Annotated in this window: 14 protein-coding genes; 6 read left to right on the top strand and 8 right to left on the bottom strand. The window is 66.5% G+C overall.

What is annotated here, in order from left to right; translation table 11 throughout:
- Nucleotides 1-7 precede the first annotated feature (7 nt).
- Both DFO47_RS06570 and DFO47_RS06565 read right to left on the bottom strand, forming a co-directional pair.
- Nucleotides 8-1,645 (bottom strand): stealth family protein, encoded by a 1,638-nt coding sequence (locus DFO47_RS06570; protein WP_018763164.1) that lies wholly within the window; start codon nucleotides 1,643-1,645, stop codon nucleotides 8-10.
- A gap of 49 nt (nucleotides 1,646-1,694) precedes the next feature.
- Nucleotides 1,695-2,624 (bottom strand): hypothetical protein, encoded by a 930-nt coding sequence (locus DFO47_RS06565; protein WP_133831114.1) that lies wholly within the window; start codon nucleotides 2,622-2,624, stop codon nucleotides 1,695-1,697.
- Nucleotides 2,625-2,761: 137 nt separating this feature from the next.
- Here DFO47_RS06565 and DFO47_RS06560 point away from each other — a divergent pair, with 137 nt between their 5' ends.
- Both DFO47_RS06560 and DFO47_RS06555 read left to right on the top strand, forming a co-directional pair.
- Nucleotides 2,762-3,061, top strand: a complete 300-nt coding sequence (locus tag DFO47_RS06560) for a hypothetical protein (protein WP_026264985.1) — start codon at nucleotides 2,762-2,764, stop codon at nucleotides 3,059-3,061.
- Entirely contained in the window at nucleotides 3,054-3,728 is a 675-nt protein-coding gene (locus DFO47_RS06555; RefSeq protein ID WP_133831113.1) for a LytR C-terminal domain-containing protein, read from the top strand. Before DFO47_RS06560 ends, DFO47_RS06555 begins: the two co-directional genes overlap by 8 nt.
- Nucleotides 3,729-3,735: 7 nt before the next feature.
- Here DFO47_RS06555 and DFO47_RS06550 read toward each other — a convergent pair whose 3' ends face one another.
- Nucleotides 3,736-4,386, bottom strand: coding sequence for a TetR/AcrR family transcriptional regulator (locus tag DFO47_RS06550; protein ID WP_133831112.1), 651 nt, complete (start codon nucleotides 4,384-4,386; stop codon nucleotides 3,736-3,738).
- A gap of 35 nt (nucleotides 4,387-4,421) precedes the next feature.
- Nucleotides 4,422-5,120, bottom strand: a complete 699-nt coding sequence (locus tag DFO47_RS06545; RefSeq protein ID WP_133831111.1) for a DsbA family oxidoreductase — start codon at nucleotides 5,118-5,120, stop codon at nucleotides 4,422-4,424.
- A 215-nt stretch (nucleotides 5,121-5,335) separates the two neighbouring features.
- Here DFO47_RS06545 and DFO47_RS06540 point away from each other — a divergent pair, with 215 nt between their 5' ends.
- Complete coding sequence (locus DFO47_RS06540; protein ID WP_133831110.1) at nucleotides 5,336-6,406, top strand: glycosyltransferase family 4 protein; 1,071 nt, start codon at nucleotides 5,336-5,338, stop codon at nucleotides 6,404-6,406.
- A 46-nt stretch (nucleotides 6,407-6,452) separates the two neighbouring features.
- On the top strand, nucleotides 6,453-8,621 hold the full coding sequence (locus DFO47_RS06535; RefSeq protein WP_133831109.1) for a glycogen debranching N-terminal domain-containing protein: 2,169 nt from the start codon (nucleotides 6,453-6,455) through the stop codon (nucleotides 8,619-8,621).
- Here DFO47_RS06535 and DFO47_RS06530 read toward each other — a convergent pair.
- Both DFO47_RS06530 and DFO47_RS06525 read right to left on the bottom strand, forming a co-directional pair.
- Entirely contained in the window at nucleotides 8,618-9,151 is a 534-nt protein-coding gene (locus DFO47_RS06530; RefSeq protein ID WP_133831108.1) for a GNAT family N-acetyltransferase, read from the bottom strand. The two genes, DFO47_RS06535 and DFO47_RS06530, sit on opposite strands and share 4 nt — an antisense overlap.
- A gap of 14 nt (nucleotides 9,152-9,165) precedes the next feature.
- Nucleotides 9,166-10,125: a D-2-hydroxyacid dehydrogenase family protein gene (locus tag DFO47_RS06525; protein WP_133831107.1), complete on the bottom strand. Its 960-nt coding sequence runs from the start codon at nucleotides 10,123-10,125 to the stop codon at nucleotides 9,166-9,168.
- 143 nt (nucleotides 10,126-10,268) lie between these two features.
- Between DFO47_RS06525 and DFO47_RS06520 the strand changes: the two genes are divergently transcribed.
- Nucleotides 10,269-11,471 carry an MFS transporter gene (locus DFO47_RS06520; protein ID WP_133831106.1) on the top strand — a complete coding sequence of 401 codons (1,203 nt, stop codon included), beginning with the start codon at nucleotides 10,269-10,271 and terminating at the stop codon, nucleotides 11,469-11,471.
- Nucleotides 11,472-11,731: 260 nt separating this feature from the next.
- Here DFO47_RS06520 and aceB read toward each other — a convergent pair whose 3' ends face one another.
- Entirely contained in the window at nucleotides 11,732-13,381 is a 1,650-nt protein-coding gene (gene aceB, locus DFO47_RS06515) for a malate synthase A (RefSeq protein WP_133831105.1), read from the bottom strand.
- A 218-nt stretch (nucleotides 13,382-13,599) separates the two neighbouring features.
- The gene (gene aceA / locus DFO47_RS06510) at nucleotides 13,600-14,928 is read right to left on the bottom strand and encodes an isocitrate lyase (protein WP_018763757.1); all 1,329 of its coding nucleotides are present in this window, start codon (nucleotides 14,926-14,928) and stop codon (nucleotides 13,600-13,602) included.
- Nucleotides 14,929-15,077: 149 nt separating this feature from the next.
- On the opposite strand from aceA, the gene DFO47_RS06505 reads away from it, so the two are divergent.
- Nucleotides 15,078-16,589: a helix-turn-helix transcriptional regulator gene (locus tag DFO47_RS06505; RefSeq protein ID WP_133831104.1), complete on the top strand. Its 1,512-nt coding sequence runs from the start codon at nucleotides 15,078-15,080 to the stop codon at nucleotides 16,587-16,589.
- Nucleotides 16,590-16,653 lie beyond the last annotated feature (64 nt).

Here is a 16,653-nt window from a genome sequence, read left to right as displayed (position 1 = left end):
CCCGGACTTACTTTTCCCAGGGAGCCTTGATGGGGAAGTACTTTTCCAGGAAGTCGGTCACGGCTTCTGCGCGTTCGTCGGCACTGACTTCGGGGAAACTGCCGTCGTTCAGGCAGAAGAAGTCCATGTTCCGCTTGGCGAGCAGCTTGGGCAGGTAGTTGATCCCGGCCCGCATGGTGGTGTCCACGTAGCGCACCTTCGCGGCCGTCTGCGTGACCGCTCGGCCTGTCAGCAGGGCGTAGTAGTGGTAGAACGAGTTCGTGACGGAGATGTTGTCCGCTGCCCGGAACCTGCTGGCCGCCGTCTTCCGGAATTCTTCCGGGAATTCTTCCTCCATCTGGGCCACGAGGCTGCGCCGCAGCGGAGCTGCAGTGTGTTCCAGGTGCCGGGTGGTGATCCGCCCGAACCGGTTCCAGAGAAGCTTGCGGTTGACCCGGGCGGCGTTCTCAAAGCCGCTGCGCTCGGCAGCGTTCTCGCCCAGGCCGATCCTGGTTTCTGCCTCAATGAACTTGGTGATGCCGCCGGGTGTGAAGAACATGTCCGGGCCTACGGGCCGGCCAAAGAACATGTCGTCATTGGAGTAGAGGAAGTGTTCGGACAACCCTTCTATGTGGTGCAGTTGGCACTCGACCGCCTGGGAATTGTGCGTGGGCAGCACCGAGGGATCTGCAAAGAACTCTTCGCTGCGGACGATCGTGACGGACGGGTGCTCTGCCAGCCAGGCCGGAGCGGGGGAGTCCGTGGCGATGAAGATGCGGCGGATCCATGGGGCGAACATGTACACGGAGCGCAGCGCGTACTTGAGCTCGTTGATCTGCCGGAACCGGGCCTCATGGTCGTCGCCCTCGCCCAGGACCACGCCCTGCTGCTGCGCGCGGCGGGCCGCAATGTATTCCGGAGAGCTTCCGTCCACCCAGGAAAAGACCAGGTCGATGTCGAAGCTGATGTCGCTGGCGTGGTCGGCGAACATGTTCTCGATGGTGGGCCAGGTGTGGCCGTAGCGTTCCACCGTGCCGCGGACGGCGTCCTGCCGCAGCATGGTCCTGCGGGTCAGGGAGTTCTCGATGGGGAGGATCAGTTCTTCGCCTTCGAAGGACCACAGCTCGATCTGGACGCCGGCGGAGGCGCCGAACTCGAAACCGCCCACCGGTTCCACCCGCGGCCGGTACAGGCGGAAGATCCGTGCCTGCCGGTTGGAGGACAGTTCGCCGTCCGCCACCAGGACGGAGGTCTTCTTCTTGGCGTCCACGGTCATGGAGTAGAAGGGCTCGTCCCTGCACGCCTCCACCAGGGCGGCGCGGAGTTTCTTCCGGCTCTTCCAGTCCAGCGCCACCACGGGGCGGTCGTTGTTGCCGCGGACCAGGAGGTAGGCCAGGCCCGCGTTTGCCAGGACGTTCCGCAGGAACAGCAAATCTTCCACCATGGCCTGGTAGGGGGTCCTGGTGTCGTTGATCAGGGCGTAGCGGCCCTTGTGCCGGATGACATCGGGGCGGTGCCTGAGCCGTTGTTCCGCCGCCGCCGACGTGATCTCCGCGTGAAATTGTTCCTCCACGGACGCCTGGCCGCCGTAGTAGACCTCGTCCTGGACCGGTGCTTCTGTAATGGTTGTCTCCGTGGTGGTCGAAGTAAGCTTTCTTACCTGCATGATAGTCCTGCCGTGGTAACAGCAGGTTTCGGGCCGCGGCGGCAGGGGCTCAGGCGCCCAGCGCCTCCCGCCAGGCGCGCAGGAAAGCGCCGCCGGCGTCGTCGTGGATCACCGTGCTCTCCAGTCCCAGGTCCGCTGCCGTGAGGACCGGATACGGTTTGCCGGGCACGCCGTCCGCGGGCCGGACGTCAACGTGCTTGACCGGGTGATCGTTGTGGTGCAGCCAGTCGGCCATCGCGTAGTCGGTCCGGGAATCGCCCACCGTCCGCCAAGCGTGGGGCGTGATGCCCTGGGCAGCCAGCAGTTCCACCGCGCGGCTGGCGCCGAGGTCCTTGCCCAGCCGCACGGACTCGATATCGGTGGAGATGATGGTGGGATCCACCCTGTAATCCACTGCGTCGTCGGAATTGGGCGCATGGTGGTCCAGCCGCACAACGCCCAGGCCGTGCCTGCCCATGAGCTCCATGGCGTCAGCGTCGAACAGCTTTTGCTCGGCCAGGTACTCGGCGCTGGGCACGTCGATGTGCTGCTCCACCGAGACCATGGCGCGTTTGGTTTCGTCAAAGAACATGTGGGCGGCGTAATCCTCCGCCACCAGGCGCCGGATGTCGTCGCCGTACGCTGCGGGCACGGCGAGTTCCCGGTCCACGTGGATGGGGCCCGGCCCGGCGGAGGTATAGCTGAACCAGACGGCGCCCTTCTCGCACACGGCGTGGATGACTGTTCCCGCCGGGATCCCGGCGGCGATCATGGGTTCCATGACCTGTTCGCGGATGAACGCGTCCGAGCGGCCGGTGTTGAAGATGACGGGGATTCCGGCTGCCGCGAGTGCCACCAGGTCAAGGATGATGTCCGGCTTCACGTCGCGGGTCACTGGGCTTGCCACGGGTCCGTCCACATCCAGCAGCAGCGCCAGCGGGGGCGTGGATGGCAGGCGGGTTCCTGGCTCGGGCATGGCGGGGGAGTCGGATGCGGTCATGGCTCCATTCTGTCAGCAGGAACCGGCCCGTTGCCGTGGAACGGGGCGATGTGACGGATGGTCACTGTTTGGCTACAACCTGGCGCCGGTCCGCCCTGATGCTTTCGCTGGGGCGGCGCGGTGCCTACTGTTGCATGGTGATATTCAAAGCTGTGGGCGAGGGCCGCCCTTACCCCGACCATGGTTACAGCACCCCGAAGCAGTGGGCGTCGCTGCCGCCGCGGCCGGTCCGGCTGGACGAACTGGTGACCACCAAGCGCACGCTGGACCTGGAGGCCTTGCTGGCCGAAGATTCCACATTCTTCGGTGACTTGTTCCCGCACGTGGTGCAATACCAGGGAACCCTTTACCTGGAGGACGGCCTGCACCGCGCGGTCCGTACGGCACTGCACCAGCGCACGGCGATCCACGCCCGGGTCCTGGTGCTCGATGGCTAGCCGCCGGCCGAAGGACCCCAGCGTCCTGCACGGCCACCGTGTGGTGTCCGGCGCTGAGCTGCGGGCAGCGATGGAAGCGGCCAAGGACGCCGACGAAACGGCCCGGGTCCGCCGCCGCGTGCTCCACGGCGTGGTCCTGGTCCTGCTGGTTGGGATGATCGCCGCGGCCATCATCGTTGCCCTCGCCATCATTAACGGGCGGCTGAAGGTTCCCACGGCCGAGCCCAGCCAGAAGCCGGTGTCTTCATGCCCCACTGCGGTGTTCGACTACACGCCCAACGACAAGGTCAGCCTGAACGTCTATAACTCCACCACCCGGGCCGGCCTGGCCCGCTCCGTGGCGGATGAATTCCTGGCGCGGAAGTTCGCGGTGGGCAATGTGTCGAACGTCAATGCCGGCTACCGGGGCGTTGCTGCAGTGGTCTCAGGCGCGGCCGGGCAGGCTGCCGCCTTCACGGTGCAGCGCAATGTACCGGGGTCCGACTACTTCCAGGACATCAGGACCGACGCCAGCGTGGACGTCATCCTGGCCCATGATTTCGCAGCGCTCGTCCCGGCGGATGTGGTGGACCAAACCCCTGGGACCCTGGGCTGCCCCAGGGAAAGCCGCCGCATTGCCGATGCCAACAAGCTTCCGGTAACCCCGGCCGCCGTGACGGCGCGCTGACCACGGCTCAGCCGGCCGCCGCCGGAAGGCCGGCCACGCGCAGGGGCCGCCCTTCGTCGTCGAACCTTGCTCCCGCCCCCAGCTGGATGAACCGCACCGTCCGGGCCACGCGCGCTTCCAGTTCGGCAGGCTCGTCGCTGCCCCTGGCGGCGCTGGAGGACAGCGTGCCCAGGATCAGCTGGGACTGTTGCCCCACGTCCGCCACCGGCAGGTAGCCCTGCTCCATGCCGTCACGCAGGATGCCCTGCAGCAGGGTGCTGAGCTCGCTGACGTGGTCGGAGAGTTTCGCGAAGGACGACGGCGACAGCACAGCCCCCATGGCCGGTCCGGGCGGGAGGTGGCGGCGGCTGAGGTCAACCACCTGGGCGCGGACGTAGAGGGCCAGCCGCTCCACCGGGTTCTCCAGGCGGCCCAGTGAATCGCGCAGGTCCGAGAGGAACTTTTCCGTCTCCTCCAGCGCGTAGGAAATCAACAGTTCCTCGATGTCCGCGTAGTAGTTGTAGACGGCGGTCCGGCCCACGCCTGCGTGCCGGGCCACGTCCGTCATGGTCAACCCGGGAAGGCCGTGGGTGAAAAGGAGTTCGCCGAAGGCTGTGAGGATACGGCGCTGCGTATCAGCGCGTTGTTCGGCGTTGCTGGCCGCTGAAATCCTGGGCATACAGACACTTTACCCCGATGTGTCAGTAAACGGCGCTAGATTGCGCAGCCATCCGGACCGCAGGCCCCGGCCTCCGCGGAATCGACCAACACCAACGGGTTGGCTTCCTGCCACGCCTGGTTAAGCGCGCGCGTGAACGTTTCCGCCGGCTGGGCGCCGGACAGGCCGAACTTGCGGTCAATGACAAAGAAGGGGACACCACTGATGCCCAGGGACTGGCCTTCCTGGAAATCGGACCGCACCGCGTCCGAGTACTTGTCCGTGGTGAACAGTTCGTCCACCTCGTCCTCCGGCAAGCCAAGCTCCCGGCCCAGTCCTGCCAGGTATTCCCGGCTGCCAATGTCTTTGCCGTGCTCGAAATGGTCGCTGAGGAGGCGCTCCTTGGCGGCATCCTGCTTGCCGTGGACGGCAGCGAGGTGGATCAGCCGGTGGGCCGTGAAACTGTTGGCCACCACCACCTTGTCGAAGCGGTAGTTGAGGCCCTCGTCCTTGGCCTGCTGTGCCACGTGCTCGAACATCTGCGAGACCTGCTGGGCCGGCATCCCCTTGCGGCTGCTCAGGTATTCCAGTTCAGTGCCATCGAAGTGCCCCGGCAGCCCAGGATCCAGCTGGTAGCTCCGCCACACCACATCAACAGAATCACGGTGCGGGAAGGATGCCAGGGCGGCCTCAAAGCGGCGTTTGCCGATGAAGCACCACGGGCAGGCGACGTCGGACCAGATCTCAATCTTCATGGCCTGCATAACCGGCCGGCAGGGGCCGCCATTCCGGCACCTGCCATGAGATCCGCCACATTGGGTCTTGTGGCAGCGGCCGTCGTGGGCAATAGTCGGATCAGGTGGTCATGCAGCGGCCCTCGGAATCGAAGACTCATCGGGTGCAAGAGCGCATCCGGTGTAATTTTGCCCGGCCTGCTGGGGAGCCCGGCCTGTAACCTGGGAGGCCAGGAATGCGGATTGGACTTGTCTCAGGGCCGTGGATCCCGGTCCCGCCGGCAACCTACGGAGGCACGGAAAGGGTGGTGGACGCCCTTGCCCGGGGCTTCGCCGCCGCCGGGCACGAGGTCCTGCTCGCGGCACCGCTCGAGAGTACGTGCCCGGTTAGGCTCGTTCCGGGGATGCGGCCCGCCGAGTACGAAGGACTCGGCACCAGCATCAGCGAACTCAGCCATGTTGTCAGGGCTTACGAGGGACTGCAGGACGTCGACATCATCCACGACCACACCATGGCGGGGCCCCTCTACCTGCACCGGCCGGCCGGGGTCCCGGTGGCCACCACCATCCACGGGCCCATCCACGCCCAAGCGGCGGATATCTACCGCGCCGTTGCCCGGCGTGGTGCCGTGATCGCCATCTCCAAGGACCAGGCGTCGCACGCCCCCGCTGTTCCCGTCACCCGGATCATCCACCACGGGATGGACCTCTCCGCCGTGCCCGTGGGGACCGGCAGCGGGGGCTACCTGTGTTTCGTTGGCCGCTCGTGTCCGGACAAGGGACTCCTTGAGGCCATCACCATCGCCAGGCAGGTTGGAATGCACCTCAAAATTGCGGTCAAGATGCGCGAACCGGAGGAGGTCCGCTTTTTCCGGGAAGTCATTGAACCAATCCTGGGCCCCAACGAGGACTTCGTCGGGGAAGTGGACGATGCCGCCAAATACCGGTTGGTTGGCGGTGCAACGGCGTTCCTGAACCCTATCCAGTGGTCCGAACCGTTCGGCCTGGTGATGATCGAGGCGCTCGCTACCGGTACCCCGGTGATTGGGACGCTCATCGGAGCGGCTCCGGAAATTGTCGAGCACGGCCGGACGGGATTCCTGGGAAAAACCGAGGAACTGGCCGGCTTTGTGGCGGCCGCGGCCGGGCTGGACAGGGCTGTGTGCCGGCAAGCCGTGGAAGAGCGCTTCAGCGCCGCCCGTATGGTTGCCGACCACCTGGAGCTTTACGCCGAACTCATAGAAGGGAGGATGCCCTCAGGGGTTCCGCAGGTTCCCCGGGTGCACCAGAATTTATTGGGGGCCTGAATGCTTCCCGATCCAGGGGGCATCTGCCGGAGAAGGGAGCCTTTCCATGACCGCCTGGAACGAAGACAACGAGGCAGCAGTATCCGATTCGGGATCGGTCACGGTCTTGGAGGGATCGTCGTTCTGCATCTCCTCCGGCACGGGCGACATCAGTCCTGACGCCGGAACCAACGGAGTCTTCTTCCAGGACACGCGGATCATCTCGCGCTGGATGCTCAGGATCAACGGCGCATTGCGCGAACCATTGTCAGCCCAACGCCCGCAACCGTTCGAGGCCACGTTCGTGGGCCGCGCCAAATGGCCCGGCGGCAGGTTTGACAGCCCCCTGGTGGTCCGCCAGGTCCGCCACATCGGCCCGGGGCTGCAGGACGACATTTCCCTTGAAAACTATGCGGCCGAACCGGTGGAGTGCGAGATCGAGCTGCTCGTCGACGCCGACCAGGCAGACCTCTTCGAAGTAAAGGGCGGCCGTACCAGCGGCCTGGACGATACCACCCGGGCCATCACGGACGGGAGGCTGGTCATCGAAGCATCACGGCACGGCCAGCAACGAGGGACCGCCGTCGGCGCACGGGGGGCGGAGGTCAGTACGGACGGGCTGCGGTTCCATGTCACTGTTCCGGCACGGGGCAAATGGAGCACCAGCGTCATAGTGGTGCCCTTGGTCAACGGTGAGGCGCCGGAGGAACCCTTCAAGGAGGGGCGGCTTCCGCACCACCGGGAAGGGGTTCGCCGGCACCTGGACTGGGAGGAAGGCGTTCCGCGGATCAGCATCGAGGACTCCAGCTTCCAGAACGTGCTCAACCGGAGCCAGAGCGACCTTGGTGCCCTGCGCATCTTTGATGCCCACCATCCCAACCGGGCTGCGGTGGCGGCCGGGGCGCCCTGGTTCATGGCCCTGTTCGGCCGGGATTCGCTGCTGACCTCCTACATGAGCCTGATGGTCAACCCCAACCTCGCCTTGGGCACGCTCCAAACCTTGGCCGGGATCCAGGGTAAGAAAGTGGACGTGGATTCCGAAGAGGAACCTGGCCGCATCCCGCATGAGGTCCGGCTCGGCGTCACTGCCGGCCTGTCCCTGGGAGGGACGGCGTACTACGGCACCGCCGACGCCACCCCCCTTTTCGTCTCCACCCTGGGGGAGCTAAGCCGGTGGGGCCTTTCCCGGGACGCGATCCAGCCCCTGCTGCCACACGCCGACCGGGCGCTGGAATGGATCGAAAAATACGGCGACCGGGACGGCGACGGTTTCGTGGAATACCTCCGGCCCAACGACCACGGCCTGGTGAACCAAGGCTGGAAGGACTCCTGGGACGGGATCAATTTCGCCGACGGAACCATCGCCGAAGCCCCGATCGCCCTCTGTGAAGTCCAGGCGTATGTCTACTCCGCGTACCTTGGCAGGTCCCTGCTGGCCCACTGGAGCGGCGATTCCGCCCTCGAAAAGCACTGGGCAGACAAGGCAGCCGCCTTCAAAGAGGAGTTCAACAAGAAGTTCTGGCTGCCGGACAAGGGCTACTACGCGGTGGCGCTGGACAAGGACAAACGGCCCGTCGATGCGCTGACCTCGAACATCGGCCACTGCCTCTGGACGGGCGTCGTGGACGAAGACAAAGCCGTGTCCGTCATGGAGAACCTGATGTCCCCGCAGATGTTCACCGGCTGGGGCATCCGCACGCTGGCGTCCGACATGGGCGCCTACAATCCGGTCAGCTACCACAACGGCTCGGTGTGGCCCCACGACACGGCACTGGTGGCCACCGGGCTGATGCGCTACGGGTTCGTGGACGAGGCCAAGCGGGTGGCCTCCGGGATCCTCGACGCCGCCCGGCATTTCGACGGGCGGCTGCCGGAGCTGTTCTGCGGGTTCGACCGTGGCGAATACCCTGGCCCGGTTCCGTATCCCACCGCGTGCTCGCCGCAGGCCTGGGCCGCGGCGGCGCCCGTGCAACTGGCACGGATCCTGTTGCGGTTCGACCCCGTTTTCACCCGCGGGGTGGTGCACCTGGCACCGATCCTGCCGGAGACGGTGGGCACGTTCCGGGCCGAAAATGTCCTGCTGGACGGAAGCCGGGTGACCATCAAAGCCACCGGAACAACCGGCACCATTGAAGGCCTTCCGCCGGGACTGAAGCTGCTGGCCGAGCCCCGGCCGCCGCTGGCCTACCCGTTGGAAGCGGCGGCGGCGGGCCTTGGCGCCCGCAGGCTCCCCTAAGGGAGGGGGCGTTCCAGCACGAAGTCGTGTTCCACCGTGCTGCCCAGCCGGAAGGACTTGGTTCCCACCTTGCGGAAACCCGACTTCCCATAGAAGCAGATGGCCCGGGCGTTCTGGCTGTTGACGCCCAGCCACGCGCCCGCCGCACCGGTTGCGGCGGCTGCCTCAAGGCTGGCGTGCATGAGCTCGGCGGCGGCGCCCAACCCGTGGTAGTCAGGGTGGACGTAGCACGTGCTGATCTCCACGGACGGGACCAGCGTCAGCGCGGAGGAAACGTCCGGGTCCGCGGCGGGCCGGTCCACCAGCAGGCTGTAGCCGGTGAGCGGGCCGTCGGCATCGATGACCAGGATGGTGATGTCCGGGTCAGCGAGATAGCGCGTGAAGTGTGCTTCGCTGAGCGTGTTGGCCAGGTGCGCGGCGATGTCGGACGGTGACGACGACGGCGGGCAGGCAAGCGGAAAGGTGACCGCTGCCAGCTCGGCCAGCGGGCCGGCGTCGTCCGCTGTTGCCCTGCGGATGCTGTGGGTCATGGGGGCCTTCCGGCTCAGTCGGTGATGGTGCGGATGGGGGAGCCGGCCAGCCAGGCGGTGATGTCCTCCACGGCTCCGCCGTAGAACTGCCGGTAGCTTTCCTGCGTGACGTAGCCCAGGTGGGGCGAGAGTACCGTGTTGGGGGCGGCCAGGAGCGGGTGCCCGGCCGGCAGCGGTTCCTGGTCGAAGACGTCCAGGGCCGCGCCGCGGATCCAGCCCTCGGCCAGGGCCCTGAGGAGTGCGTCCTGGTCAACCAGGGGACCCCGCGCCGTGTTCACGAGGATGCCTTCGGGGCCGAGCAGCCGCAGTTCTTCCTCGCCCACGATGTTTTCGGAGCGCGGGGAGAGCCGCAGGTGGAGGGTTGCGACATCGGCGAGGGTGAACAGTTCCGCCTTCGAGACCAGGCGCGCGCCGGCGTCGGCCGCGGCCTCCGCCGTCAGGTTCGGGCTCCACGCCACCACGTCCATCCCGAAGGCCCGGCCGTACGCCGCTACCCGGCGGCCGATCTTGCCCAGCCCCACGATGCCAAGGGTCTTCCCTGCCAGCTCGAAGCCCACCGTGGACTGCCAGCCGCCGGCGCGCAGCGAGTGGTCCTCGGCCGGCAGGTGCCGTGCGATGGCCAGCAGCAAGGCCCAGGTCAGCTCCGGGGCGGCAGTGGGTGAGCCGGGCGTGCCGCACACGGTAACTCCGTGCTCGGCCGCCGCCGCGACGTCGATCGAGGCGTTGGCCATGCCGGTGGTCACCAGCAGCTGCAGGGCGGGAAGTTGCTCAAACACCTCACGCGGGAACGCGGTCCGCTCGCGCATGGCGATCACCATCGTGGTGCCTGCCAACGCCGAGACCAGGGCGTCGCGGGAGGCGAAGGGTTCCCGGTACGAGGTGATGGTGACGCCCGCAGCCTCCAAGGCCGCGAAGTCGGCGAAGCCGTGGGCCACGTCCTGGTAGTCATCAAGGATGGCAAGCCGGTGCGTCATGGGTGTCCTTTGCGGTGTCCAGTCGTCCACAGTCACGTTCATCGTATGGCAGGGCCGCGCAGGCGGTCGCCTGGAGTTCCGGGCTCGCGCGGCGTGATAGCAATGAGGGTGATGAATCAAAGCCCATTCCCCATGTTGTCCCTGTGAGCGCCGGCGTCCTTTCCCGCGTGCCCAAGAGCTGGATCCTGCTGGCCTGCATCGGCCTGCTGGCCCTGAACCTGCGGGGCCCCTTCGTGGCGGTCGCGCCCCTGGTGGACCTCATGCAGGCCGAACTGCACTTCTCGCCGGTCATGCTGGGGCTGCTGACGAGTATCCCGGTGCTCTGCTTCTCGCTTGCTGCTCCATTGGCCTCTCTGGCGGCGCGGAGGTTCGGGGCAGAGTTCGCCGTCACGCTGACCATCCTGGGTGTCCTTGCCGGCGTGGTGGTCCGTTCCGCGGGCGGCCCGGTGCTGGTGGTGGCCGGTACCGTGCTCATCGGGGTGGCCATCACGGTGGGAAACATTGCGGTGCCCCTGATCATCCGCCGCGATTTCGCACCGCGCCGGCAGGGGACCGCCATGGGGATCTACACGGCGGCATTGAACATCGGGTCCTTCCTGACCTCGGTGGCCATGGCCCCGCTGGCAGCGGTCACCGGGTGGCGGCTTGCGCTCGCCGCCGTCGCTGTCCTTGCGGTCGCCGCCATTGTGGTGTGGGTCCTGGCGGTGGGGCCGCGCACGGCATTCCTGGTGTCGGATCCGGATGAGGCCTCGGGTGGGGACGGGCAGCGGGCGACGGCGCGCAGTTCCGGCTGGACGACGTTCGGGCTGACCGCGGGTTTCGGCGGCCAGGCGTTCTCCTACTACGGCGTCACCGCCTGGCTGCCCAGCTACCTGCACGACGAACTGGGGATGAATGCCGCGCAGGCCGGTGCCGCGTCCTCGATCTTCCAGATCCTGGCGATCGTGGGCGGCCTCGGCGTTCCCTTTGCGGCCAAATACATGAGTACGACGGCGGTGGCGGTCACCTTGGGGACGTTGTGGCTTGCCGTCCCCGTAGGGCTCCTGGTCCTGCCGCAGCTGTGGTGGCTGTGGTCCACGTCCGGCGGCATCGCCCAGGGCGGCGGCATCACCCTGATCTTCATCGCCGTGATCAAGCTGGCGCGCGACCAGGCCTCCGCCGGCCGGATGTCCGCAACGGTCCAGGGCCTTGGCTATTGCCTCGCTGCCGTTGCCCCTCCGCTGGTGGGCTTCGTCCACGACACGTCCGGCTCGTGGACGCCGGCCCTGCTGGTCATCCTGGCCTCCGTACTGACCTTCTTCGCCAGCACCACCCTGTCCGTGCGGAAGGTGCCGAAGGGGCGCTAAGGCCGCGTCCGCCGTCGGACGTTCCGCCACCCCGACGCCCGCTCACTTGATGCACCAGACGGCGGAACGCCCGCTCACCTCTTGCATCAAACGGCGGAACGCCCGCTCACTTTCTTGGGGAAAGTGAGCGGGCGTTTCGGGTTTTCCTGCAACAAGTGAGCGGGGGTGTGAGGGGTGCTCCGTCGCCGGGCCGGCGCCCCGGATTTCGGGGGGCCTGTTGCGAAGGGCGTGCCGGCCCGGCAAACGGAAGTTGTGGTGGGTCAGGCCGCTGCCAGCTCCTCGACCGTGGCCTTCTCGCGGGCTTCCGTGAGGTAGCGGGCATAGGCGGGGAGCGTCAGGAAGGACGGGAACTCACGGCTGAGCGTGACTTCCTCGAAGATGTCTCGGGCGTCCTCAAAACGGTCGCCGTCGAAGCGCTCCAGCCGGGCGAATTCCTCGTCCAGGAGTTCTTCCACCCACTCGTGGCTGATGATCTCGCCCTGGTCCGTGATGGCGCGGGCGTAGATCCACTGCCACAGCTGGGACCGTGAGATCTCCGCGGTCGCGGCGTCCTCCATCAGGTTGTGGATGGCTACGGCGCCGTTGCCGCGGAGCCAGGACTCGATGTAGCGGATGCCCACCTCGATGTTGTTCCGGATGCCCTGCTCGGTGATGGTGCCGGTGGTGGCAGCGACGTTAATCAGGGCGCGGTCATCGGGGGTGACGTCCTCGCGGAGCCGGTCCAGCTGGTTGGGCTTGCTGCCGAGGACGCCGTCAAACACTTCGCGGCAGACGGGCACCAGGTCGGGGTGGGCCACCCAGGAACCGTCGAACCCGTCGTTGGCCTCGCGGGTCTTGTCCGCACGCACCTTCTCGAGGGCGTTGGCGTTGGCTTCCGGGTCCTTGCGGTTGGGAACGGCTGCGGCCATGCCGCCGATGGCCATGGCACCGCGCTTGTGGCAGGCCCGGACCAGCTGTTCGGTGTAGGCACGCATGAACGGCTGGGTCATGGTCACCTGGCCGCGGTCCGGGAGGACGAAGCGCGGGCCGCGGGTACGGAAGTTCTTGATCAGGGAGAAGATGTAGTCCCAGCGGCCGGCGTTCAGGCCCGAGGCGTGGTCGCGGAGTTCGTAGAGGATCTCCTCCATCTCGAACGCTGCGGTGATGGTTTCGATCAGCACGGTGGCTCGGATGGTGCCCTGCGGGATGCCGAGCAGGTCCTGGGCCAGGATGAAGATGTCGTTCCACAGCCGGGCTTCCAGGTGGTTCTCGATCTTGGGCAGGTAGAAGTAGGGGCCCTTGCCCTGGGCGAGCAGGCGGCGGGCGTTGTGGAAGAAGAACAGGCCAAAGTCCACGATGCCGCCGGCGATGGGCTGGCCGTCGATCAGCATGTGCTTTTCCGGCAGGTGCCAGCCGCGGGGGCGGACCACGATGGTGGGCAGGTCGCCGTCCGCCAGCTTGTAGTCCTTGCCTTCTTCGGTGGTGAAATCGATCCGGCGCTCCAGCGCGTCGGTGAGGTTCAGCTGGCCCTTGATGACGTTCCGCCAGGTGGGGGTGGAAGAGTCCTCCATGTCGGCGAGCCACACCTTCGCTCCCGAGTTCAGGGCGTTGATGGTCATCTTCTTGTCCACCGGGCCCGTGATCTCGACGCGGCGGTCCTCCAGGCCGGGTGCCGGGGGAGCCACCCGCCAGGACGGATCATTACGGATGTGCTCGGTCTCCCGCAGGAAACGCGGGTCCGTTCCAGCGGCAATGTCGGCCCGCCGCGCGCGCCGTGCCTGCAGCAGCTCCTGGCGCCGCTCAGCGGTGGCCCGGTGCAGCTTGGCAATGAAGGAGAGGGCATCCGGCGTCAGCACCTCGTCCTGCCGGCAAATGGGCTGGGCGGTCAAGGTAATGCCATTGATCGTGAAGCTGTCAGTGAAGCTGTTCATTTCAGTCTCCTTAAAGACGAAAGGGAAGTTCGACGGCGGGTAGCAGCAGGGTGGCGACTGAGGCACGAGGCCGAGGAGCCGGTGTCGCGGCAGCCTGCGTAAAAGGGGCCCTGCGTCCGGCCTCGGCGAGTTCTACGAGCCCAAGGCCGGACGTGGGGAATAGCAGGCAGAGACGATGCCGGTCCGAAGGCCGGACGGAAGCGCCGCCGTCGTAAGCGTTAGTGGAACTGGCCCTCTTCGGTCGATCCGACCAGGGCGAGGGTGGAGGCGTTGGGGTTGAGCGCCGTGGAGATGGTGTCGAAGTAGCCGGTGCCGACTTCGCGCTGGTGCTTGGTTGCGGTGTAGCCGCGGGATTCGGAGGCGAATTCCTTCTCCTGGAGTTCGACGTAGGCGCTCATGCCTTCACGGGCGTAGCCGTGGGCGAGGTCGAACATCGAGTAGTTCAGGGCGTGGAAGCCGGCCAGGGTGATGAACTGGAACGTGAAGCCCATGGCGCCGAGTTCGCGCTGGAACTTGGCGATGGTGGCGTCATCCAGGTGCTTGCGCCAGTTGAACGACGGCGAGCAGTTGTAGGAGAGCATCTGGTCCGGGAACTCGGCCTTGACGGATTCGGCGAACTTGCGGGCCAGCTCCAGGTCCGGGGTGCCGGTCTCCATCCAGATGAGGTCGGAGTACGGGGCGTAGGCCTTGGCGCGGGCGATGCAGGGTTCGATGCCGTTGCGGACCTTGTAGAAGCCCTCGGCGGTGCGCTCGCCGGTGATGAACTCCTGGTCCCGCTCGTCCACGTCGGAGGTGATCAGGGTGGCTGCCTCGGCGTCGGTGCGGGCAATGACGACCGTGGGGGTGCCGGCGACGTCGGCTGCCAGGCGGGCCGCGTTCAGGGTGCGGACGTGCTGCTGGGTGGGGATCAGCACCTTGCCGCCGAGGTGGCCGCACTTCTTCTCCGAGGCGAGCTGGTCCTCCCAGTGAACGCCGGCCGCGCCGGCCTGGATCATGGATTTCATGAGTTCGTAGGCGTTCAGCGGGCCGCCGAAGCCGGCTTCGGCGTCCGCGACGATCGGGACCAGCCAGTCCTCGACGGTTTGGATGCCCTCGGAGAATTCGATCTGGTCGGCGCGGAGCAGGGCGTTATTGATGCGGCGGACCACCGTGGGAACGGAGTTGGCCGGGTAGAGGGACTGGTCCGGGTAGGTGTGGCCGGAGTTGTTGGCGTCCGCGGCCACCTGCCAGCCGGAGAGGTAGATGGCGCGCAGGCCTGCCTTGACCTGCTGCACGGCCTGGTTGCCCGTCAGGGCGCCCAAGGCGTTCGTGTAGCCGCCGGTCTTGTGCTCCTCGGTGAGCTGCTTCCACAGCTTTTCGGAGCCGCGGCGGGCCAGGGTGTGCTCCTCGGAGACACGTCCCCGGAGACGGACGACGTCGGAGGCTGAGTAGTCCCGGGTCACACCTTCCCAGCGGGGGTTGGCGGCCCACTCGAGCTCCAGGGCGGCGGCCTGCTGAGTTGTGTCCTGGCCGGACGGCTGCTGGGTGGGCTCAAATGCTGCAGTCATCGTTGATCTCCTTGATTGAGCTCCGGATGGAGTAGGTGGGAACCTCGCCGTTGAGGCTCCCACCGGCTTATCCGGTGCGGTGTTTCTTTCCGTGAAAACTACTTTTCAGCACTTTCAACCCCCTTTCTAGATGAAAACTGTGGAAAGAAATGCACTTCTTCCCGTATTCTTCAGAAATGTCGCCTTCAAGCTGGAACAGGGACGTTTCCCAGACGCCCTCCACCGCCGCCCCGGAACTGGACGTCATCGCCCTGGGACGCCGCGTCCGCCACCTGCGCAAACAAGCCGGCCTGACGCTCGATGACCTGAGCGCCGCCGTCGGCACCGCTCCCAGCCAGCTCAGCCTGATTGAAAACGGCAAGCGGGAGCCCAAGCTGACGCTGCTTCAACACCTCGCAGGCGCGCTCAATGTCAGCATTGACCAACTGCTCGGCGCCGAGCCGCCCAGCCGCCGGGCCGCCCTGGAAATCGAGCTGGAACGGTACCAGCGCGGACCGCTGTACGAGTCGCTGGATCTGCCCAAAATCCGCATCAGTTCGCGGCTGCCGCTGGATGTGCTGGAGGCCCAAGTGGGGCTGCTGCACGAGCTCGAACGGAAGATGAACGAGCAGGTGGCTACCCCGGAGGAAGCCCGCCGCGCCAACGGGGAACTGCGGGCCATGATGCGGGAACGCGGGAACTACTTTCCGGAGTATGAGGCCGAGGCCCAAAAGGTCCTCAAGGAGGTTGGCTACACCACCGGTCCGCTGAGCCAGCACGTCATCGCAGACATCGCCGCGCACCTCGGTTTCACCCTGCACCATGTAGGTGATCTGCCGCATTCCACCCGGTCCGTGACGGATTTGAAGAACCGCAGAATTTACCTGACCCAGAGCCAGCGGCAGGACCACGACCCCCGCTCGGTGCTGCTGCAGGCGCTGGGCCACTACGTCCTGGGCCATGAAACGCCCAAGAACTACGGCGACTTCCTGGCCCAGCGGGTGGCCACCAACTACTTCGCGGCCGCCCTGCTCCTGCCCGAACAGGCCACGGTGGAATTTCTGCAAAAAGCCAAAGCTGCCAAGGAAATCGCGGTGGAGGACATCCGGGACGCGTTCGCTGTGTCCTACGAGACCGCCGCGCACCGGTTCACCAACTTGGCCACCAAGCACCTGGGCATCACCACGCATTTCCAGAAGACGCACCAAAGCGGGATCATCTACAAGGCCTACGAGAACGACGGCGTGAACTTCCCCCAGGACCACACCGGCGCCATCGAGGGGCAACCGTCGTGCAAGGCGTGGACATCGCGGGCGGTGTTCGACGTGCCGGACAAGTTCAGCGCGTACAGCCAGTACACCGACACGCCGTCGGGCACGTATTGGTGCACGGCCCGCACGGAGCGCTCCGCCGCCGGGGAGTTCTCCCTGAGCATTGGGGTGCCCTACCAGCACGTGAAGTGGTTCCGCGGGCGCGAGACCACGGCCCGGGCCACCTCCAACTGCCCGGATCCGACCTGCTGCAAGCGTCCGCCTGCCGAACTTACTAACCAGTGGGCCGGCAATGCCTGGCCGTCGGCGCGTGCCCACTCACACCTGTTGGCCGCCATGCCCCCCGGCGCCTTCCCGGGCGTGGACGAAACCGAGGTGTACAGCTTCCTGCAGGCCCACTCCGGGAGTTGACACGCACGCCCGCTCACGTCTTGCGGCTATCCCAGCAACGCCCGCTCATGTCTTGCGGAAGAAG

Source organism: Arthrobacter sp. AG258, from assembly GCF_004364695.1.
GTDB lineage: Bacteria > Actinomycetota > Actinomycetes > Actinomycetales > Micrococcaceae > Arthrobacter.
This window is presented reverse-complemented; position numbering and strand designations above follow the sequence as displayed.